General features: G+C 60.3%; 20 protein-coding genes. 3 read left to right on the forward strand and 17 right to left on the reverse strand.

Features of this window, described 5'->3' with window-relative positions; translation table 11 throughout:
- Positions 1-6 precede the first annotated feature (6 nt).
- The 4 genes from AC0L7L_RS13300 to AC0L7L_RS13315 form a co-directional block, all read right to left on the reverse strand.
- A complete protein-coding gene (locus AC0L7L_RS13300; RefSeq protein WP_272212455.1) occupies positions 7-801 on the reverse strand; it encodes an ABC transporter permease in 795 nt (264 codons plus the stop codon).
- Positions 798-1,646: an ABC transporter permease gene (locus AC0L7L_RS13305; RefSeq protein ID WP_272212456.1), complete on the reverse strand. Its 849-nt coding sequence runs from the start codon at positions 1,644-1,646 to the stop codon at positions 798-800. Before AC0L7L_RS13305 ends, AC0L7L_RS13300 begins: the two co-directional genes overlap by 4 nt.
- An 85-nt stretch (positions 1,647-1,731) precedes the next feature.
- On the reverse strand, positions 1,732-2,763 hold the full coding sequence (locus AC0L7L_RS13310; protein ID WP_272212457.1) for an extracellular solute-binding protein: 1,032 nt from the start codon (positions 2,761-2,763) through the stop codon (positions 1,732-1,734).
- A 114-nt stretch (positions 2,764-2,877) separates the two neighbouring features.
- Positions 2,878-3,912: a LysR family transcriptional regulator gene (locus tag AC0L7L_RS13315; RefSeq protein WP_473509485.1), complete on the reverse strand. Its 1,035-nt coding sequence runs from the start codon at positions 3,910-3,912 to the stop codon at positions 2,878-2,880.
- A 146-nt stretch (positions 3,913-4,058) separates the two neighbouring features.
- Here AC0L7L_RS13315 and AC0L7L_RS13320 point away from each other — a divergent pair, with 146 nt between their 5' ends.
- Both AC0L7L_RS13320 and AC0L7L_RS13325 read left to right on the forward strand, forming a co-directional pair.
- A complete protein-coding gene (locus AC0L7L_RS13320; RefSeq protein ID WP_272212459.1) occupies positions 4,059-5,564 on the forward strand; it encodes an amidohydrolase family protein in 1,506 nt (501 codons plus the stop codon).
- Between the two features lie 28 nt (positions 5,565-5,592).
- Complete coding sequence (locus AC0L7L_RS13325; RefSeq protein ID WP_272212460.1) at positions 5,593-6,540, forward strand: NAD-dependent epimerase/dehydratase family protein; 948 nt, start codon at positions 5,593-5,595, stop codon at positions 6,538-6,540.
- A gap of 7 nt (positions 6,541-6,547) precedes the next feature.
- Here AC0L7L_RS13325 and AC0L7L_RS13330 read toward each other — a convergent pair whose 3' ends face one another.
- The 5 genes from AC0L7L_RS13330 to AC0L7L_RS13350 all read right to left on the reverse strand — a co-directional run bounded on the left by AC0L7L_RS13330 (position 6,548) and on the right by AC0L7L_RS13350 (position 11,032).
- Entirely contained in the window at positions 6,548-8,134 is a 1,587-nt protein-coding gene (locus AC0L7L_RS13330; protein WP_272212461.1) for a gamma-glutamyltransferase family protein, read from the reverse strand.
- Between the two features lie 7 nt (positions 8,135-8,141).
- On the reverse strand, positions 8,142-9,299 hold the full coding sequence (locus AC0L7L_RS13335; RefSeq protein WP_473509488.1) for an amidase: 1,158 nt from the start codon (positions 9,297-9,299) through the stop codon (positions 8,142-8,144).
- 111 nt (positions 9,300-9,410) lie between these two features.
- Positions 9,411-9,821, reverse strand: a complete 411-nt coding sequence (gene hpxZ / locus AC0L7L_RS13340) for an oxalurate catabolism protein HpxZ (protein WP_473509490.1) — start codon at positions 9,819-9,821, stop codon at positions 9,411-9,413.
- Between the two features lie 3 nt (positions 9,822-9,824).
- On the reverse strand, positions 9,825-10,604 hold the full coding sequence (locus tag AC0L7L_RS13345; protein WP_272212465.1) for a cysteine hydrolase family protein: 780 nt from the start codon (positions 10,602-10,604) through the stop codon (positions 9,825-9,827).
- The gene (locus AC0L7L_RS13350) at positions 10,604-11,032 is read right to left on the reverse strand and encodes a cupin domain-containing protein (protein WP_473509492.1); all 429 of its coding nucleotides are present in this window, start codon (positions 11,030-11,032) and stop codon (positions 10,604-10,606) included. Before AC0L7L_RS13350 ends, AC0L7L_RS13345 begins: the two co-directional genes overlap by 1 nt.
- Before the next feature lie 255 nt (positions 11,033-11,287).
- On the opposite strand from AC0L7L_RS13350, the gene AC0L7L_RS13355 reads away from it, so the two are divergent.
- Positions 11,288-12,190, forward strand: coding sequence for a LysR family transcriptional regulator (locus tag AC0L7L_RS13355; protein ID WP_272212466.1), 903 nt, complete (start codon positions 11,288-11,290; stop codon positions 12,188-12,190).
- 32 nt (positions 12,191-12,222) lie between these two features.
- Here the strand turns inward: AC0L7L_RS13355 and AC0L7L_RS13360 are convergent, their stop codons facing one another.
- The 8 genes from AC0L7L_RS13360 to AC0L7L_RS13395 form a co-directional block, all read right to left on the reverse strand.
- A complete protein-coding gene (locus tag AC0L7L_RS13360; RefSeq protein ID WP_473509494.1) occupies positions 12,223-13,911 on the reverse strand; it encodes an ABC transporter permease subunit in 1,689 nt (562 codons plus the stop codon).
- Positions 13,908-14,960 carry an ABC transporter substrate-binding protein gene (locus AC0L7L_RS13365; protein WP_473509496.1) on the reverse strand — a complete coding sequence of 351 codons (1,053 nt, stop codon included), beginning with the start codon at positions 14,958-14,960 and terminating at the stop codon, positions 13,908-13,910. Before AC0L7L_RS13365 ends, AC0L7L_RS13360 begins: the two co-directional genes overlap by 4 nt.
- A 29-nt stretch (positions 14,961-14,989) precedes the next feature.
- The gene (locus AC0L7L_RS13370; protein WP_473509498.1) at positions 14,990-16,015 is read right to left on the reverse strand and encodes an ABC transporter ATP-binding protein; all 1,026 of its coding nucleotides are present in this window, start codon (positions 16,013-16,015) and stop codon (positions 14,990-14,992) included.
- On the reverse strand, positions 16,005-16,223 hold the full coding sequence (locus tag AC0L7L_RS13375; RefSeq protein WP_473509500.1) for a hypothetical protein: 219 nt from the start codon (positions 16,221-16,223) through the stop codon (positions 16,005-16,007). The genes AC0L7L_RS13370 and AC0L7L_RS13375 overlap by 11 nt, the downstream gene beginning before the upstream one ends.
- 41 nt (positions 16,224-16,264) lie before the next feature.
- Complete coding sequence (locus AC0L7L_RS13380) at positions 16,265-16,432, reverse strand: CocE/NonD family hydrolase C-terminal non-catalytic domain-containing protein (protein WP_473509502.1); 168 nt, start codon at positions 16,430-16,432, stop codon at positions 16,265-16,267.
- Positions 16,422-17,621 carry a CocE/NonD family hydrolase gene (locus AC0L7L_RS13385; RefSeq protein WP_473509504.1) on the reverse strand — a complete coding sequence of 400 codons (1,200 nt, stop codon included), beginning with the start codon at positions 17,619-17,621 and terminating at the stop codon, positions 16,422-16,424. The genes AC0L7L_RS13380 and AC0L7L_RS13385 overlap by 11 nt, the downstream gene beginning before the upstream one ends.
- 4 nt (positions 17,622-17,625) lie before the next feature.
- A complete protein-coding gene (locus tag AC0L7L_RS13390) occupies positions 17,626-18,441 on the reverse strand; it encodes a creatininase family protein (RefSeq protein ID WP_272212474.1) in 816 nt (271 codons plus the stop codon).
- Positions 18,442-18,622: 181 nt separating this feature from the next.
- Positions 18,623-19,621: a LysR family transcriptional regulator gene (locus tag AC0L7L_RS13395; protein WP_473509507.1), complete on the reverse strand. Its 999-nt coding sequence runs from the start codon at positions 19,619-19,621 to the stop codon at positions 18,623-18,625.
- Between the last annotated feature and the right edge of the window lie 48 nt (positions 19,622-19,669).

Raw genomic sequence — 19,669 nt, forward strand, 5'->3', positions numbered from 1 at the left:
TCTTTCTCAAAGACGGCGTGACCATTTGAACATGAATTCGCCGATCAGCGCGGCAACCAGGATGAAGGCGACGATTGCTGAGCCGATGGCAAGCGTGATCGGATCGATGCCCTGGCTTCGAAGCTGGGCGTAAAGCCGCACCGGAAAAGTGATCCAGCGCGCGCCTGCGATCAGCGAGGATACGATCACGTCGTTAAACGAAATCAGCACAGAAAAGGCGGCGGATGAAACAAGGCCGGGCATGGCAAGCGGCAGGGTGACGCGGCGCACCACGTGGCCGGGCGACGCGCCAAGCGTGGCAGCAGCCTGCTCCAGCAGCGGATCGAGATCAGCGAAGGTTGAAACCATAATCCTTACGGAAAACGGCATGGTGATGACCGCATGAGCCAGCACCAGCGCCGGCAGCGTGCCGGACATTCCGAGTTTCGAATAGATCTGCAACAGCGCAATCGCCCAGACGATCAACGGCAGCACCAGCGGCGTCATCAAAATTGCCTCGACGATCCGGCCGCCGGCAGGCCGGTAGCGCACCAGCGAGAAGGCCGCCATGGCACCGAAGATGACGGCGATAAACCCGGCCAGGAGCGCAACCAGCAGCGAAACCGATAGCGCGCTTCGATACTCCCCGCTCTCAACGGCGGCCTCATACCAGCGCAGCGAGTAGGCTTTCGGCGGAAAGCGGAAGAAACTGGCATCGTCGAAGGAGGCGAAGATCAGAACCGCAATCGGCGCCAGCAGGAAGACATAGGCGAGCAAAGTCCAGATGAAACGGGCGGAAACGGCAAAGCCATAGGTTTTCATGCAGGCCTCCGTGCGAGCAGTTTCAAGGCAAGCGAGCCGACGGCAAGGCCGAGCGCGAGGATCGCCAGCATGACAACAGCGACTGCGGACGCGAACGGCCAGTCCAGCACCAGCGAGGCCTGCTGGTAGGCCATGGTGCCGAAAGTCGCGATCTTGCCCTGACCGAGAATTTGCGGCGTCACGAAGGAGGTGAGCGAGGCGCAGAACACCAGAACAGAACCGGCAATGATGCCTGGCGCAACCAGCGGCAGGATCACCCGGCGCCAGACGATATGGGTCGGAGCACCAAGTGTTTCAGCCGCGGCCTCAACATCCTTCGGCAGCCTTGAAAGGGCATTGACCAGCGGCAGCAGCATCAGCGGCAGAAAGGCCTGAACAAGGCCGATAATAACGCCGGGAACCGTGCCGAGGAATTTCACGCTTTTGGTGGTCAGGCCGAAGTCCTTGAGGATCGAATTGATAACACCAAGCGGCCCCAGAAGATGCAGCATGCCAAGCGTGGGCAGCAGAGCGCCGGAGACGAGCGGCACCAGGATGAGGGCAAGCAGAAGCCCCTTGGCACGACCGGCGCTGACAGCGATCTGACGCGCCATGGGCAATGCAATCACGAGCGAGATGACGGTTGCCGCCGCACTCATCCACATTGTTCTGAAAAAGACTTCGGCAAAATAGCTGTCGGAGACCAACCGGGCATAATTCGCCGCGGAAAAACCTTCCGCCATCAGCAGCGAGCCTTCTCCCTGAACCCTGAAACTGGTGACGAACAGCCACAGAAAGGGCAGCAGAAAGACGATGCCCGACAGGATCAGTGCCGGCAGCAGCAGCATGAGCGCGCGTTTGTTCATAAGATCACATCAACCGGAGGACCGAAAAGCCAAAAAAGCCTTAGCCGCCGCGCCGCAAGTGGCGCGGCGGTCAAACCTTTACGGTTTACTGCTCAAGCAGCTCCTTGTTCCAGCGCTGAGTCCAGTCGCTGCGCTGCTCGATGACATAGGGCCAGTCGAGCTGGACCAGGCTTTCGACCTCTTCCGGCGTATCGATTACGTCGGCGGAGGCTTCCTCTGAAAGTTCGACCATTGAATTGGTCGGGCCGAAGAATATCTGCTCGGCATAGTCGGTCTGGTTTTCAACGCCGAGCGCCTTTTCGGCAAACATCTTGGCAAGCTCGGGCTCGGGGCTGTCTTTCACCAGGCAGAGCATATCACGCACCAGAACCGGGCCGGGATCGCTCGGGAAGGAAAAGCCGATATCGGGATGCTCCTTCAGCGCCGACAGGACGTAACCGGAAATCATCGGCGCCATGGCCACTTCGCCGGCGTCCATCATCGCGAATATTTCATCAAGATTGGTGTAGGTCATGGCGATCGGTTTCAGTCCCTGAAGCTTTTCGAAGGCGACATCGGGATCATGCTCGTCGGCACCGGCAAGACGTGCGGCAATGCCGATCAGGCCGTCACCTTCCGAACCCGGATACTGGGCAACAGCGATCATGCCGCTATATTCCGGATCCCACATGTCCGACCATTCCGGCGCTTCGGGAACGATGTTCTTGTTGTAGGCAATGCCGAGGCCGACCAGCGACATGGCATAGCAGCCATTGTTCATACCGTCCCAGATGGCCTTGTACATGCCGCTCTCCGGATCGGGCGACGACACGATGCCATCGGAGAGCGCCTGGGGCGCCTCATACATGTTGAGGAAGGCGACATCCATGGTCGGATTATCCTTTTCCGCATAAATGCGGGCCATGCGATCGCCCGTGCCGCCAAGCACGAATTCGACCGAAGCGCCGGTTTCCTCTTCAATCGGATCAGCAACGTTTTCGCGCAGCAGGCGTTCAATGTCGCCGCCCCACACACCGACAACCAGCGTGTGGCCGGAATAGTCATCGGCAGCGAAAGCACCGGCGGCGGGAAGGCCGATGGCGCAGGCGAGAAGGGCTGTGGTCAGTTTCTTCAGCATGTTGTTCCAATTCCCCTTGTTTGTATGATTGGTTGTGACCCGGATCGCGAACCACTTGGCCGCTTGCCGCGCATCGAGAAGAGGTCAACTGCGGACCCGCCTCTCTCAAACCAATTAAACGGCAGGAAATGATGTTTCATAAGATCCTTGACCCCAATAGACTCTATTAGTCTCCACGAATGGGTTCGCGCCAAGTTTCACTTGATGGACGGGGGAGAATTCGCTTATCTCTTTGGCAACCCGGCGCAACAATTTCCTGAACCACTGGTTGCCGGGGGAGAGATGCGACCGTTCATGCCACAGCGTATAAAAGCTCATGCGAGCCAGTTCCTCCGGCGCACCGACAATCGAGAAGGCGCCCGACTGCGCCATCTGCTCGGCAAAGGGGCGGCTGCTGGTGAACACCAGATCGGTGCGCGCCAGCATGTGTGGCACCAGTGTGAACTCGGACACAGACATGGCGATCTCCCGCTTGGCGTCAAGCTGAGCGAGCTGCCCGTCAATCGGACTGATGGCCGGGCTCGTATGCGGGGTCGGCGACAGGTGGTCGAGGCTCATATATTCCTGAAGATCGATACGGGTGCGGCCGGCGAGCGAGTGCTCGTTGCGCATCACCAGCACAATGTCAGTCTCAAGCAGTGGTGCAAAACGCAAATAGTCGCGCGGCATCGGCCAATTGCCGATCACCATGTCAAGCTTGCCTTCCTCAAGCTCGGTAAATATCCGCGATTCCTCAGGGATTGTGCAGAAATCAAGCGGCATGTTTGGTGCCTCGCGGCGGACGAGCTCGCCGATGCGCGGCATGAAGAAGGTGCCCAGGCAATTGGCGGCGTAAAGACGGAAACGGCGATTATAGCGCCATGGGTCGAATGTATCCTCGGAAACCGCGAGCGCATCGATCTCACGCAGGATATGCGAGACTTGGGCTCTGAGCGCGAGCCCCTTTTCCGTCGGAATCAGTTTCACCCCGGAGCGAACCAGAAGCGGGTCGCCGAGGATTTCGCGCAGCCGCTTCAGCGCCAGAGAGACGGATGGTTGGCTCTGACCGAGTATAGTGGCGGTTTTCGAAACACTGCATTCGTCAAGCAGAACGTCGAGGATGCGCATCAGGCGCAGGTCGAGTCCGTGGTCTCCGGCTGGTGTGGCCATAAGAAAAACTCGCTTCCTTTCAAAAGGCTTCGATCTGGCCGGAACGCCCCCACCAATGGCGGTCCGGTCGGTGCAATTTCATCCCCGATTTATCAATAAGCAAATTTCATGCCGAACGCGAAAAACGGCACCAAACGGAGTAAAAGATGGCAATCCTGATCAAGAACGGCCTCGTTATCAACCAGAAAACCGGCGCGCATAGCTTTGCAACCGGCGATGTTCTGATCGACGGTGACCGGATTATAGGCAAAGGCGGCGATCTTTCTGCGCGCGCGGCCGCATTTCAGGACCTCGAGGTCATCGACGCGGCCGACAAGCTTGTCATGCCCGGCTTCATAGACGCCCATATGCATTCCAATGAGGGCTTCGAGATGGGGCGCTATGACAATCTGCCGCTCGAAATCTGGCTGTCGGAGGTCTATCCGCCCTTCGGTTCGCCCGCGATGACATGGCGCGAACACTATCTGAGGGCCATGCTGGTCGCGATCATGTCTCTGCGTTCCGGCGTCACCACGCTTCAGGACGACGTGATCAACATTGCGGGCACACCCGAAGCTGTCGACGCGACGGCATCCGCCTTCCGCGATGCGGGTCTGCGCGGCTGGATTACCGCTTCGATGTGGGACGAAAGCTATTGCAACAGCCTGCCGTTCATGGGCGACCTCATGCCACCTGAGATGAAGGTGCGTCTCGATGCCATGCCGGCACCGGACTGGAAGGAACAGATCGCACTTTACGAAGAGCTTTCCGGCAACTGGCACGACAAGGACAACATCCGCATCATTCTCGGCCCCTGCGGTCCGCAGCGTTGCTCGGAAAGGCTTCTGCAGGAGGTTGCCTGCCTTTCAGAAGCGCGCGACCTTCCGGTACATTGCCATGTTCTGGAGACCAAGACCCAGGCTGTGACTGGCGCGGAAAAATATGGCCGCACGCTGGTTCAGTTCTTGAGGGATATGGGTCTGATGACCCATCGCCTGACCATGAACCACGCAATCTGGCTGACGGACGAGGACATCGCAATGATGGGCGTGGCCGGCTGCTCGACCACGCACAATCCGCTGGCCAACCTCAAGCTCGGCTCCGGTGTGTCGCCGGTGCGCAAGCTGAAGAATGCCGGCGTCAATATTGCGCTCGGCTGTGATGGCGTGGCCTCCGCCGATACGGCAGACATTTTCGTGGCGTTCAAGGCTGCTGCCGGCCTGCACAAGATTGGCACTTTCGATTACCATGACTGGATCTCGGCCCATGAAGTCTATGACATGGCAACAACGGCGGCCGCCCGTTCCAGCCTGATGGAAAGCGAAGTCGGCACGTTGGAGGAAGGTATGCTGGCCGACGTCATTTTGATGGACAAGACCGACTGGGGCTTCATGCCGCTGCATGACCCGATCAGAAAGATCGCCTTTTCGGTCAATTCCGATGTCGTCACCCACTCGATCGTCGGCGGCAGGACAGTGATGAAGGATCGCAAGCTCACCATGGTGAATGAAAACGATCTGCGCGGCGAGATTGCCGAAGCCGCCGCCAAATTCGAACGCGATCACTGCCCGGAAATGAGCAAGGGCGCGGCAGAGGTCCGCCCCTGGCTCGACCAGATGTACAACAAGGCAACAACGCGTGAAATTGGCCTTTATCCGCGCGTAAAGGCCTGAAAACGAAGCATCTGGAAAAGGAAGCTGCATGGTCTCCGTCGCAATCATCGGTGCTTCCGGCATGATTGGCCGCACGCTTGCCCAAACGCTGATCGCAAGAGGAAGGCTCGACGAGCTTTTTCTTTCCGATATCCGCTCAAGCGACATTGGCGGCGACGGCGTTCACTGGGTCACCGGTGACGCAGCGGATCCGGAGACGATCGGCCTGCTGGTGGGATTCGAACCGGATGTGATCTTCCACGTCGCCGCCACCGCCATGGGGCAAGCCGACAGCGATTTTGCCATTGGCTACCACATCAATTTCGATACGGTGCGGACCACCGTCGAGGCAATCCGGATTGCGGGCAACAACTATTGCCCGCGCCTTGTCCACGCCTCATCGATCGGGGTCTACGGCGCACCGTTTCCGGCGCTGATCGATGAGGCGGCGAGGCCCCGTCCGGATAGCTCCTACGGCACACAAAAGCTGATGAGCGAGGCAATCATTGCCGATTACGCACGCATGGGCTTCCTCGACGGCATCTGCCTGCGTCTGCCGACAATTGCGGTGCGGCCCGGTCAGGCGACCCACGGCAATTCCGGCTTTTTCTCCAACATCATCCGCGAACCGCTGGAAGGCAGGCGTGCACTTCTGCCGGCAAGCGATGATGTTCGCCACTGGCTGGCGTCGCCGGAAACGGCTGTTGCCCAGCTTATCCATGCAGCAAACATTGATGGTCGCATTGCGCCAGAAGCACGGGCGCTGGTGATGCCGGGCATCTCGCTCACCGTCGAAGTGCTGCTGTCGGCGCTGGCGGAACGCGGCGGAGAGGACCTGCTGTCGCTGATCGACCGCTCACAACCGCCAATCTACGGACCGCAGGATTTCCCGGCATGCTTTTCAGCAAAGACCGCCCGCAAGATGGGCTTTCCACTACTGGAGGAGAAGGCTGTGGATTTCATTGACGGTTTTCTGAGACACCGCTTTAAGGCCTGAAACCCTTTTAATCGGCGAGTGCGAGGCCATCGGCGCGCGGATCGGTCGCCGCTTCCATCAGCCCGTTTTCATGCAGCACCACGGCGCCGGCATGGCCCGCCGCATCCGAGAATGCAGGAAGCATTTCCACATCGTGACCGGCATTCTTCAGCAACGCGACAAGAGCCGGATCAAACCGGTTCTCCAGTTTCAGCGTGGTGGTCTCCTCGCCCCAGGTGCGCCCGAGCAACCAGCGCGGCGCGGTCACAGCGGCCTGGAGGTCTTCGCCGAACTGGACATGGCGCGAGAAGATAGCCGCCTGCGTCTGCGGCTGGCCCTCGCCGCCCATGGTGCCATAGGCCATCACGCGACCGTCTTTCAGATGCGCAAGGGCCGGGTTCAGCGTGTGGAACGGGCGTTTTCCAGGGGCAAGCTGGTTCGGACCGGGCACAAGCGAGAACCCGGCGCCGCGGTTCTGGAAAAACACCCCTGTCTCAGAACAGGTCATACCGGAGCCGAACTCCCAATAGACGCTCTGGATAAAGGAAACGACATTGCCATAGCGGTCCGCCGCGCCCATCCAGATCGTATCGCCATCTGCCGGTTCATAAGGCCATGGCAAGGCCTTGTTCATGTCGATCTTTGCCGCAAGCGCATCAAGGCGGTCACCCGCAAGCCAGTCCTGCGCCGGTTCGGCCATGAAATCCGGATCGCCGAGCCCGGCATTGCGCTCGATAAAGGCCTGTTTGGTGGCTTCGATCAGGCCGTGGAGATGGTCAAACCCCTCACCTTGGGCAATGCCCAGCCGGTCAAACAGCGCCAGGATCATCAGCGAGGCGACGCCTTGCGTCGGCGGGATCATGTTCATCAATGTGCCATGCGAGGTCTCGACATGGAGCGGGTCGAGAATGCGGGCCTCATAGGCCGCGAAGTCTTCCAGACGCAGCGGGGAGCCGTTCTTCTCCAGAAACGTCGCATGGGTACGCGCAAGATCACCAGCATAATAAGACGATAACCCTTCAGCCGCGAGCGTCCGCAACGTCGTCGCCAGCGGTTTCTGGCAAAGCCGCGCCCCCGCCTCGGGAACGTCACCATCGATCAGAAATGTTTCGGCAAAGCCCGGCACTTCGCGCAGACCGCCAAGTTTGGCGGCCGTGCATTCCGACTGGTTTCCGGTAACAGCGATGCCGTTTTCAGCATAGGCGATTGCCGAGGAAAGAAGCATTTCGAGCGACAGCCGCTGTTCTTCCGGCACCAGCGACAGCGCCTTTTCCCAGCCGCCGATCGTGCCCGGAACCGTGAGGGCGGCAAGGGGCCCGCGCGTCGGCATGGCGTCAACAAAACCGCGTTCGCTATACCAATCTGGTGTTGCAAGCCGGGCCGCCTGACCACAGGCGGAGATGCCCGTTACCTCCTGGCCGGGACGATGGATCAGCCAGAAGCCGTCGCCACCGATCCCGTTCATATGCGGATAGGTGACGGCAATCGTTGCGGCGGCGGCGACCATAGCCTCCATCGCCGTGCCGCCAGCCTGCAGAATGTCGCGTCCCGCCAGCGCAGCAGCGCGGTGCGGTGCGGTGAAGGCCCCGTCAAAGCCTGTCGCGGAATGAAGCATGATACCCTCAGATGAAGCGTTTCGCCGTTTCGATCAGCAACCGGTCGCTGCCGGGCGCTGCAACCAGTGAAAGTCCAAGCGGAGAACCCTGACTTGCCGTGATCGGTACCGACAGTTGTGGCAGGCCGCCATGCCCGGCTATGGCGAGCATGGAGAGTGCACGGTTGCGGAAAGTCTCGACAATGTCATTGCCGGCGGTCAGGAGCGGCGCGGGACCCGGCGAGGTCGGATAGACCAGGACGGTCCCCCGCGACAGGACCCGGCTCAAATGCGCGCGAAACGCTGCGCGCCTTGTCTTCGCCTCATCAAACTCTTCCGGGGTGATCTTCGCGGCCATGGCGAACCGGTCGCGGATACCGGGACCGAATTCGGGCTCGCGCTTTTCGATCCACGACCCGAAATGCCGCCATACCTCATAACCCTGATGGGTGCGGAACACCGGCAGCAATGATTTCAGGTCGCCGCCCGGAAGCAGCGAACTGTCATTGCGGTCGCCCTTCGGCAGGGCTGATTTCAGAGCCGCTGCCGCCTCATCCTCGCACAGCCGCCAGACATCAGCGGGGAACACCAGCCGGACGTCTTCTTCGGCGCCTTGTCCGTCGGCAAAGATTTCACCAAGAAGAGACAGCGTTTCCAGATCGCGGGTCAGAAAGCCCGGAACATCATAACTTTCAGCAAGAGACAGCAGCCCCTCGCCCGGCACCAGACCATGGGTCGGGCGCCAGCCGAAAAGCCCGCAGAAGGAGGCGGGCAGACGCACCGAACCGCCTGTATCCGAGCCGAGCCCGATATCGACAAGCCCTGATGCAACAGCAGAGGCCGAGCCGGAGGAAGAACCACCGGGAACGCGCGAAGGAGCAGCGGGATTTTCCGGCGTACCGAAACGGGCGTTGACACCCATCAGGCTATAGGCGAGTTCGTCCATATGCACCTTGCCGGCGAGCGCGGCGCCATTATCAAGAAGGGTCTGGACCGCAGAAGCATTATACGCTGCCGGTGCCTGATCCTCCGCCCACTCGGGATTGCCGCCGCCAGTGACGGTGCCCTTGACGTCGAAATTGTCCTTGACCGCAACGGTCAACCCCGAAAGCCGCTCGGTAACCGGTGTCTCCAGTGTGACAGGTGGCTCGAAACGTTCGACAAAGGGTCCGATTGATTGCGTCATGAAGCATGTCCGATAATGGAGGATCGAAAACCAGAGCATGCACGCAGGTCGTTGAAAACGCAACGCGAAGCTCACAGCCGAAATTGCCGGGCTGAAGCCCGGCAATCGGTATCAATGGGATTTGCCCATCAGCGACACATGGGCGGCGGCAACCTTCCAGCCGGAAGCCGTGCGGATCCAGGTCTGGCTTTGCCGCCCCCGCACGGCGGCACCCGGCCGCTGAAACTCAAGATCGCAAACCGCGCAATCCTTGCCGAAGGTGGTGATCTGGCGGCGAATGACATCACGCCGGGGCGAGCCGCCCGACCTGCCCTTGCGGAAGTCGCGGATTTCGGAAATACCGTAGAGGTTCTCTCCGACACCGTAGCGCAGCGTTTGCTCGCTTTCCCAGAACAGCGCGTCCAGCGTATCGAGGTCGTTTTCCATCAGCGCCTTTTCATAAAGGTCGCAGAGTTTGGTGACCTCTTCGAGGATCTCGGGAAGATTGACGGGCTGAACCGCCGCCTGATTGTCTTGGGTCATGTTTCAACTCGATGAAAGGCCAGCGACGATCTCATCCGAGGAACAGACGAAGCCGAAACATTGGCGGGTGTTGTAAAGGGTCGCATCCATGCAGAATTGCGGCGATGTGGTTGCCGCGCAATCCTCGACCAGAATGCAGTCATAGCCGAGGAAATTGGCATCCTGCAAAGTGCAAAGTACGCACTGGTCGGCGTTCACCCCCGCGAACAGAAGGGTCGTCACACCGAGATTGCGCAATATGCTGTCGAGTTCCGTATCCTGAAAGCCGGACATCCGGAACTTGTCGACCGCGATATCGGTTTCGGCGATTTCCAGCTCATCGACGACGGCGGCGGCCCAGCTATCCTTTTCCAGCACATTGGCGCCATTGGGCAGCGGATCACCAATCCCGGTTTCCCGGCCCGTCGGCTTATAGACATGGAGTGTCGAGGGCGGCAGATTTGCCTTGTCCGGGCGGTTGCCCCAGTTGAGCCACACGACCGGCACCTCGGTGGCGCGCAGACCGGGCAAAAGCCGGTTGAGCGGTGCGATCGGTGTGCGCGCCGGCGTCACATCAACCCCGATGCCGGCAAGCCAGCCGTCGGGATGGCAGAAATCGTTCTGCATGTCGATGATCACGATGGCCGTGCGGTTAAGATCGAGGACAATCTCGCGGTCCTGGTCTTTCACAGACAACGGACGCGGCTCAGGCTGAGGGCGGATCATGTCGACCCGGCCCGCGGAGACCTGCCACCGGTTCAGCCGCGAAGGCCCGAGCGGCAAGGCATGGGCGTCTTCGAGCATCAGCCAGCCTTCCCCGCCAGCACCTTCAGGTCTTCCTCATCGAGCGACACGCGCTCGCCGGAACGGATCAGCTCGGCAAAATCCTGGTTCGGCGTCATCACAGTCAGCGTGTAGAGCTTTGAAGAGCCGGTGTTCCTGACGACATGCTCGGAGCCCGGACGCAGCATCAGCGCATCGCCCTTTTTGATCGGCATTTCCTCGCCATCGCTGGAGGCAATCCCCTCCCCTTCGATGACATAGAAGAATTCATGGGCATGACTGTGCTCGTTCGGGGGCGTTGCGCCGCCGACGGTGAATATCTCGATGACGAAGATGTTGTCGATCCCGTCCTTCTTCGGATCGAAGAGGATGGCGAAATAATTGGTGTCGGTCGGTGCGATCTTGAAAACTTCGGCCTTTTCGACCTGTTCGAATGCGTAAGTGAGCATGAGACCCTCTGGAAATCACAAAATAGGAATAGGGGCCGGCATGAGCGGCGCGGAGCATTATCAAGGTGGTGGGAGACCTTATAGAACCGCTCATGCCGGGACCGAAGACTGAAACCGCCGCGTCTGCTGGGGAAATTGCTCTGCGGTGGCCTTTTGCGCCTTCAGCACTGACAGCATGTTGATTCAGTTTTTGTAACTTTAAAAGCATTTATTTTCGCATAGAATGTTGCCTAATAGGCAACAAAGGGAATGCTCATGCTTCATGGCCGCCTTCTCAACTATCTCGACGAGGTCGCCCGCACCGGCTCGGTGCGCAAGACGGCCGAGCGGCTGAATGTTTCGGCCTCCGCAATCTCCCGCCAGATCGCGGCCCTCGAGGAAGCGCTGGATACCCAACTTTTCGACCGCAGTCGAAGACGGCTGACGCTGACGGCCGCAGGCGAAATCCTCATCGGCCATGTACGCGAGACGCTGAAGGGCATGAGCCGCGCCGAAGCGATGATGGAGGATCTGAAGGGGTTACGGCGCGGCGTGGTGACAATCGCACTGATGAGCGGGCTTGCCGCCAATCTTCTGCCGCGCGCCGTCGGCCGGTTTCAGCGCGCCAATCCCGGTGTCAGCGTGCGCATGATGTTGATGACCACCGGTGACGATATCCGCAATGCGGTGCGGGCCGGCGAGGCCGATATGGGCCTCGGCTTCGATTTTCCGGCAGATGCCGATGTCAGCGTGCTTGAAATCGCCATCGGCCGGCTCGGGATCGCGGTCGCGCCGGACCATCCGCTGGCGCGCTCCACCAGCGTGCGCCTTTCGGAATGTATCGGCTATCCGGTCGCCGGCGCAGACCCGACCACGGCGATCCGTCCCCATATCGAGCAGGTGTTTTCACGCGCCAATTTGCAGATATCATTTGCGGTCGAGGCCAACTCGATCGAGATGATGCGGCATCTGGCGATGAGCGAGGGCTACCTCACCTTCCTGACGCCCTTCGATATTGCATTCGAGAGCCGCATGGGCCGCCTCGTCTATGTGCCGGTCCGGGAGTTCCAGTCCGACACGCAGCAATTGATGCTGATCGGCGGACGCCGCAACATATCTGCGCTTGCCAGCGTATTTGTGGAGAATATCAGGACGGTGATGCGGGAAATGGCGGACTGACCGGCCGGCCGAAGTCGACCGGTCATTTTGGCTTACCGTGCGTAAAGCCTGTCGAGGCGGACGAAGCGGCCAACAATCGCCAACAGCACGACCGTCAGCAGGATCAGCACCGATGACAGCGCATGCGCCGTCGGCCTCAACTCGAACGAGGCCTCCGCATAAAGCCGCACCGGCAGTGTCGTCAGCCGTGCCGTGGTCAGGAAGCTCGTCACCGTCACTTCATCGAAACTCAGCAGGAAGCCGACAATCGAGGTGGCGAACAGGCCCGGCATCAGCCCCGGCACGATCACCAGCAGGAACCGCTTCCAGGCGTTTGCCCCGAGACTTGCCGCCGCCTCTTCCTGAGCCTCGTCAAGTCCGATCACCGAAGCGGTCAGAAGCGTGATCGCAAAGGGCAGGATCACCACGACATGGATGGCGACAAGGCCGATGAAAGCGGGGATGGCCACATAGATCTGCAGCAGTTTCAGCATGCCAACACCAAGCGCCACATGCGGAAGCGTCAGCGGCAGCAGCCAGAAGGCCAGCAGTGTAGAACGGCCACGAAAGGGAAAGCGCGCCAGTGCAAAGGCGGCCGGCACGGCGATGATCAGCGAAACGGCAAGGGCCGCAAGCGCCACCTTGACCGAGACGATGAAGGAATCGGTGTAGTAGCCCGAAATGAAAACCTCGCGATACCAGCGCAAGGTGAAGCCGCGAAAGCCTGCGGCTGTGGCCAGTTCGACATCGTTGAAGCTCTGCACGAAGACGAGACCGAGCGGCAGAAGCAGCAGGACAATCGCGGCGGCAAAAAACAGCCGGGAGACGACGGGGCCGGCGAAATTGACAACAGGCTCAATGAAACGCGGCAGGGAAACCGGACGGCTCTTGCCGCCGTGGCTCCAGGTCATCAGCCGATTGAGCGCCATGGTGGCAAGCACGGCGAACAGCAGCCCCGTTGCCGTCATCACCAGCGCCAGCGCTGCGGCGAGCGAGGTATTGAGGTTGTGCATGGCCTCCTGCAGCACCAGCATGCCGGTGGTCCAGACCTTCTTGCCGCCCAGCATGGTGGCCGAAACATAAGATGTCGACGACAGCAGGAAGACCACGATCGTGCCGGTTTTGAGCCCCGGCAGCGAAAGCGGAAGATCGACAGTCAGAAAGCGGATCGCGGGCGAGGCGCCGAGGCTTTGCGCCGCCTCATGCACGCGCGGCGATGTGTTCTGCAGATTGTCGTAGAGCGCCAGCACCATGAAGGGCATGTAGACCTGCGTGAGCGCGACGATCACCGCGCCATGATTGAACAGCATGGTCTTGACCGGCGGAATGCCGAACCAGCCGGTGACGATGTTGATCAGCCCTTCCGGCGACAGCAAAAGGATAATGCCGAGCGAACGCACGACCACATTGGTCAAAAGCGGAATGAGGACGATGGCAAAGGCAAGAGCGCGGTATTTGCCCGGCATGCGCGCCAGCCAGTAGGCCACGGGATAGCCGAGCAGCGCGGAGACTATGGTCACGGCAAGCGAAAGCCAGATCGTCTCGAACACCACCCGGTAGTAGAAACTGTCGGTGCCGATATCGATGAACTGCTGCAGCGAGGGCGACTGGATCAGCGGTCCGAACGGATCGGAATATTCATGCAGCGACAGGAATATCACCGCGACAAGCGGCGCAGCGAAAGCGATCAGGAGCCAGATGGTGACCGGCGCTGAAAGCGCCGGTCCAAGCCATTTCCTCATCCGGCAATCTCCCGGTCATAGATGGACTGCCATTTGTTGCGGTTGGCGTTGATGTAGTCCCAATCGAAGTCAACAAGGCTGTCGATCTGGTCTGGCATGATCAGCTTGCTCTGCAGGTCGGCCGGAATATCGACATTGTCGACCGTCGGCGAGTAGTAGATTTCCTTGGCATAGGCCAGCATGACTTCCGGTGACAGGTGCAGATTGACCCACTCTTCCGCCAGTTTCTGGTTGCGCGTGCCCTCGGTGATGCAGGCAACGTTCATGGCCAGCGCCTTGCCTTCTTCCGGATTGGCGAGCGCGAAATCGGGGTTGCGTTCCTCGATGTATTTTTCGCAGAAACTGCCGAACTCGACAGAAAGATCGGCGATATCCTGATCGAACATGTCGAAAAGCTGCGCCTGACTGCCCTGAATGGCGGCAAAGGGTTTGAGTTCCTTGACCTTGTCGAAGCCCTCCGGCGCCATCTTGGACTGGTCGCCGAACCAGGAAAGCGTCGACATCATCAGTGCGGAAATGCCTTCGGCGCCAAGGCCATCCGGCCAGGCGATCCGGCCCTGCCATTCCGGCTTCCACATATCCTTCCACGATGTGATCGGGGCGGATGCCTTGGTCTTGTTGTAGACAATTGTGCACGGGTTGATGGCAACGCCATAACCGCCCTTCTTCGCGATCGGATAGAGGTACTGGGCGTTTTCGACGGCATCGGACGCCGGCTGGGTCACGCCATCCTTCACCGCCTGACGGCTTTCGAAGATATTGAGGTAAAGCACGTCGAAGCTCGGACGGCCGCGCTCGGCATAGGCGCGGGCACGGCGCTCGACGGTACCGCCCAAAACATATGAGATCTTGCAGCCGTATTTGTCGACCAGAACCGGCTCGATATACTGCTTGACGATCTTTTCTTGGGTCCCGCCCCAAATGCCGACAACGAGTTCATCGCCCGGCTTTGGGTCCGGCGTCTGCGCGCGAACGAAGGAATAGGGGGCGGCAAGCGTGGCAGCGCCGCCGAGAATCAGTTTATTGAAGGAACGTCTCTTGATGTTCATGTCAGCTGTTCTCCTGGTTTTATATTTTTTCAGATGAAGGTGGTCCCGCCCGGCTCGGCGGTGACCTGGCATGCAGTGCCGACCGGCGGCGGCGGCGTGTCTGAGGGAACGACAAGCCGGATCATGCCGCAGGCAGCCTGGATATCGGCCTCATAGGTCTCGCCAAGATAGGCTGCATTGACGAGCGTGCCTGAAACCGAAAGCGGAGAGTTGTCCTCGCCGATGCGCAGGCGCGAGGCGCGCAGCACCAGCTTGTTGGCCTTTTCCGGCGCGCCTTCACAGGTGATGCCGGGAGCCGAAAACACGCCGTTTTCAACCTTGCCGTCAATCACCGTGCGATGGCCGAGGAAGGTCGCGGTGAACGGACTTTTCGGCGCATCGCAAAGGGCAAGCGGCGTGCCGATCTCGCTCATCACGCCCTTGCTCATCACCGCCACCCGATCCGACATCGAAAGCGCTTCGGACTGGTCATGGGTGACGAAGATGGTGGTGATGCCGAGACGCTGCTGCAGCGAGCGGATTTCGTTGCGCATATCAGCGCGGAGATTGGCGTCGAGGTTTGAGAGCGGCTCGTCGAGCAGCAGCACGTCCGGTTCGATCACCAGCGCGCGGGCAAGGGCGACACGCTGCTGCTGACCGCCGGAAAGCTGGCCGGGGTAGCGATCGGCGTAGGGGGAAAGCCCGACCGTTTCGAGCGTCTTCGCCGCTCTCTCCCGCCATTCAGCGCGCGAGGCGTTGCGCATGCGAAGGCCGAAGCCGACATTGTCGATCACGGTCAGATGCGGAAACAGCGCATAGGACTGGAACACAACGCCGATATTGCGCTTGTGCACCGGCTTGTGGCTGATGTCCTTGTCATTGAGGATGATCCGTCCGCCGGACGGCTCGACGAAACCGGCGATCATGCGGAGCGTCGTCGTCTTGCCACAGCCCGACGGGCCCAGAAGCGACAGAAGCTCGCCCTTCGGGACCTCGATGGTCAGGCCCGAGACGGCCGTGGTATCGCCGTAGGTCGCCGAAACATTGTCGAGGGTGAGATAAGGCTTAGGCGCCATGGGCGGTGTCCTCTTTCAAAACGGAAAGCACAAGACGGCTGGCGTCGTGGCGGATCGCAAGCGTCAGCGGCTCTGCATCCACCCCGGCGGCATCGGCGGGGTCCTGTGCGTGGAGAGAAAAGGCGGGCCAGGCAGAAGCCTGCAGCGACAGACGGAGGCTGAAGCCCGCCGGCACTGTGACAAAGGCTGCGCGCAAACCGACAGCCACCGACGCGCCTGTGTTTTTTGTCCGACTTATGCCGGTCTGGATCACGTTTGCGCTTCCTGCGGGGAAACCAGCGAGAGCGTGGCAACGAGATCGAAGACCGGTGCGTCTGTCTTAACAGCGATGTCGGCCCTGACAGGCCCGCAAAGGGTGATGGGTTGCGCCAGAGGGGCGCTGGTATAGACGGCGACATCGGAGCGGTCATCTGCCACCGCACGATCGGCAAAGCCTGCCGGTTCGCCGACATGGCCGCCAACAAGCGGCGCGGGACGAGAAGGGATCGCTGACGAGGACATCCTCGCCATCCACATCGACCGTTTCATCGACAAGCATGCCATCATTGGCCAGCGTCGCGGCAAGCCCGCCGGAGGTGAGCGTGAGCGTTTTCTCCAGGGCCTCGGGCCACTGATCGAACCTCTTCCAGAGACGGTCTCCGATATCGAACAGGGTGAGCGCCGGCGGCGGAGTGCCTTTGTTCTTCAGGTAGAAATCGAAGAAGGCGACATTGGCGCGGTCGACGGAATAGGTCTCGGCTTCCGGCATGCGCGATCCGCCGCTTGCTCCGTTCCACGGCATATGCGTCCAGGGGCCGATGGCAAGATGCGCAGTCTCGGGCGAGGCCTTGCGAAAGGCCCGGTCGGCGGCAAGCGTGCCTTCCAGCATGAAATCATACCATCCACCGGTGTGCATAACCGGAATATCGAGCGAAAGGTCCTTCAGCAGGCGTTCCGGAGAGACCTGATCCCAGTCGCCTTCGGCATTGCCCAGCCAGCGCTTGAGGTGGGAGAGCTCCGAGCGCTCGCAGAGATAACGCGCCGTTTCATCCAAACCGGTAAGCGCAGAAAGCGCGGCATAGGTCTCGCGGTCGCCGTCATGGGCGGCTTTCATAAGAGCCATCTGCTGTGCCCAGCCGACCATGCCGGCATAGCGCATTGCGCCCCCCTCATAGGCCCAGTCCTTCTCCGGCGCAAACGAGCCCATGGCCGGTGCCATGGCGTCCACCCTCGCGCCGCCGGCAAGCGCCAGATACTGCGTGATCGCCTGATAGGAAAAGCCGTAAAGGCCGATTTTTCCGTTCGATCCAGCAAGGCCCCGCGCCCATGCCACCGTTTCCGCGCCGTCGCGGATCTCCTGGCGCAGACAGTCGAAATCACCTTCCGATGCACCCATGCCACGCACATCCTGCACCACCACGACATAGCCATGACGGGCATACCAGGAGGGGTGGGCAAGCACGACGGTGGAGGCGATCTGCTTGCCATAGGGCTGGCGCATCAAAAGGACGGGCCACGGTTCCTCGCCTGCCGGACGATAGACATCCGACGCCAGCACCACGCCATCCTTGAGGGTAAGGTGCTCGACGCGCCGTTCAACGGAAGATGTCGGGTTTCGGGCCAGCAAGCGATCAGTCCTTGAACATGGTTTTCTGTGTGAGGCGTTCTATCGGAAAGGCGAGAACCTCTTGCGCCAACGCTACGAGGCTTTCTGCCGAGCGCTCGACATGGATCTTGCCGCGCTCGGCATCGGCAGCCGCGGCATTGCCGCAAGCGCCCGAGGGGTGCAGGTCCTGGGTCTGCCAGCCGAAGCCGATCCGCCCTTCCGCTGTCAGCACCTGATTGCCGCGCTCCATCTCGACAGACATCGGCTGGAAATTCTCGGCATATTGCATGTCGATCAGGTCCGGATGGAGGTGCAGCATGGTCGAGGTTTCGGACTCGCCACCGTGAATGCCGTGTTTTAACTCGTGTTCGCTGTAGAGATCTTCCTGGCTGGCGCCTGCAGAAACCCACGACGAAACGGCGAACATGCCGCATTTGATGCGCAGTTCACGGCAAACAATTTCCATCACCTGCGGCTGGCCGCCATGGGAGTTGGCAAAGATGATCTTCTTGCATCCGGCACGCGCCACGCTCTCGCCGATCTCGAACCAGACACGCGCAAGCGTTTCATAGGAAAGCGTCAGAGTGCCGGGATATTCCAGATGCTCGACCGACTTGCCAACGGCCTGCATCGGCAGAACCAGCACCTTCATATCGTCGGGCATGATTTCAACGGCGCGTTTGATGATGCCGGCATTGATGGCACTGTCGACGCGGACCGGCAGATGCGGGCCATGCTGCTCGACGGCGGCCACAGGCAGGATCGCGACGAATTCCGACATGTCCATGTCGGTAAAGTCCTTGGTCGTATGATCCCACCACCAGTGCGATTTGAGCGGCATGTCGAAGTCCTTCTTTCCATCGTCCGGGCAAAGCTTCGCCGGCGCCCCGAAACATCAGCATTGGGGTGCGGCGGCCCTTCCGGACTAAGTTTTATGCAATTTCGATTTGTGCCTACATTATGATCACGACATTTGACATCCGGCAATTCCACCACTGCTTATAAGTGGTATAGCCCCCAGCTTATACCGCCGCGAGCTCGGCCAGCCCGGCCATGCCGGCCGGCGTCGGACGCTCTTGCAGATCGGCCCCGTAACGCCTTGAAACATCACGAATAAGATTGCGCACCCAGCGGTTTGCCGGACTCTTGTGCGCCCGCTCATGCCAGAGAAGATAAAGCCGCATATTACCGAACTCACGCGGCGCGCTGACCACGCGCAGGTCGTAATCCGGGTAGCGATCCACCACAAACTCCGCATAGGGCCGCGCTGTGGTGAAGATCAGGTCCGTACGGGCAATCACAGGCGGCACCAGCGCATATTCAGGCACGGAAAGCGCGACCCGGCGGTTGACGCCAAGCTGCTTGAGCCGTCCGCCGATCGGGCTGAAAGCCGGACGAACGACGGAGCCGAGCGACAGGTGCGGCAAGGCCAGATAGTCCTCCAGCGACATGTCCCCGGCTTTGGCAAATGGATGATCTGCATGCACGATGCAGGCGGTCTCGCAATCGAAGATCGTACTGGAGCGCAGACTTTCATGCGGCGACGGCCAGTTGGCAACAAGCAGATCAGAAGAACCGGAACTGAGCTGTTCGGTCAGGTCATCGCTCTCGGCCGGGGCAAAGAAATCGATGGATGCCATCGGCGCCTCCTTGCGAAAGCGCTCAGCAATCGGCGGTATCAGAAAACCGTTAAAACAGCTCATCGCAGAGACCCGCATGGCAAACGCCGTGGTGGCCGGATCGAAGACCTCTTCCGGGCTGATGGTTTCGCTGAGTTCGGCAAGGATGCGGCAAAGCGAGGCGCGCACCGCCTCGCCGCGTTCGGTCACGGCCATGCTTTGCCCGCTCCTGACCAGCAGCGGATCGTCGAAAACCTGGCGCGCGCGTTTCAGCACGGCGCTGACGGAAGGCTGACTCTGGCCGAGCTTTCCGGCAACGCGCGAGACATTCTGTTCGCTCAACAGAAGGAAGGTCGTGCGTAAAAATCGGACATCAATCGTGCCGTTCTGATCCGTGATCATGCAAAATGCCTTTCACAAGCACAAAACGGTCTCCCAAAGCTAGTTAAT

The organism is Martelella sp. K41-7 (genome assembly GCF_055808365.1).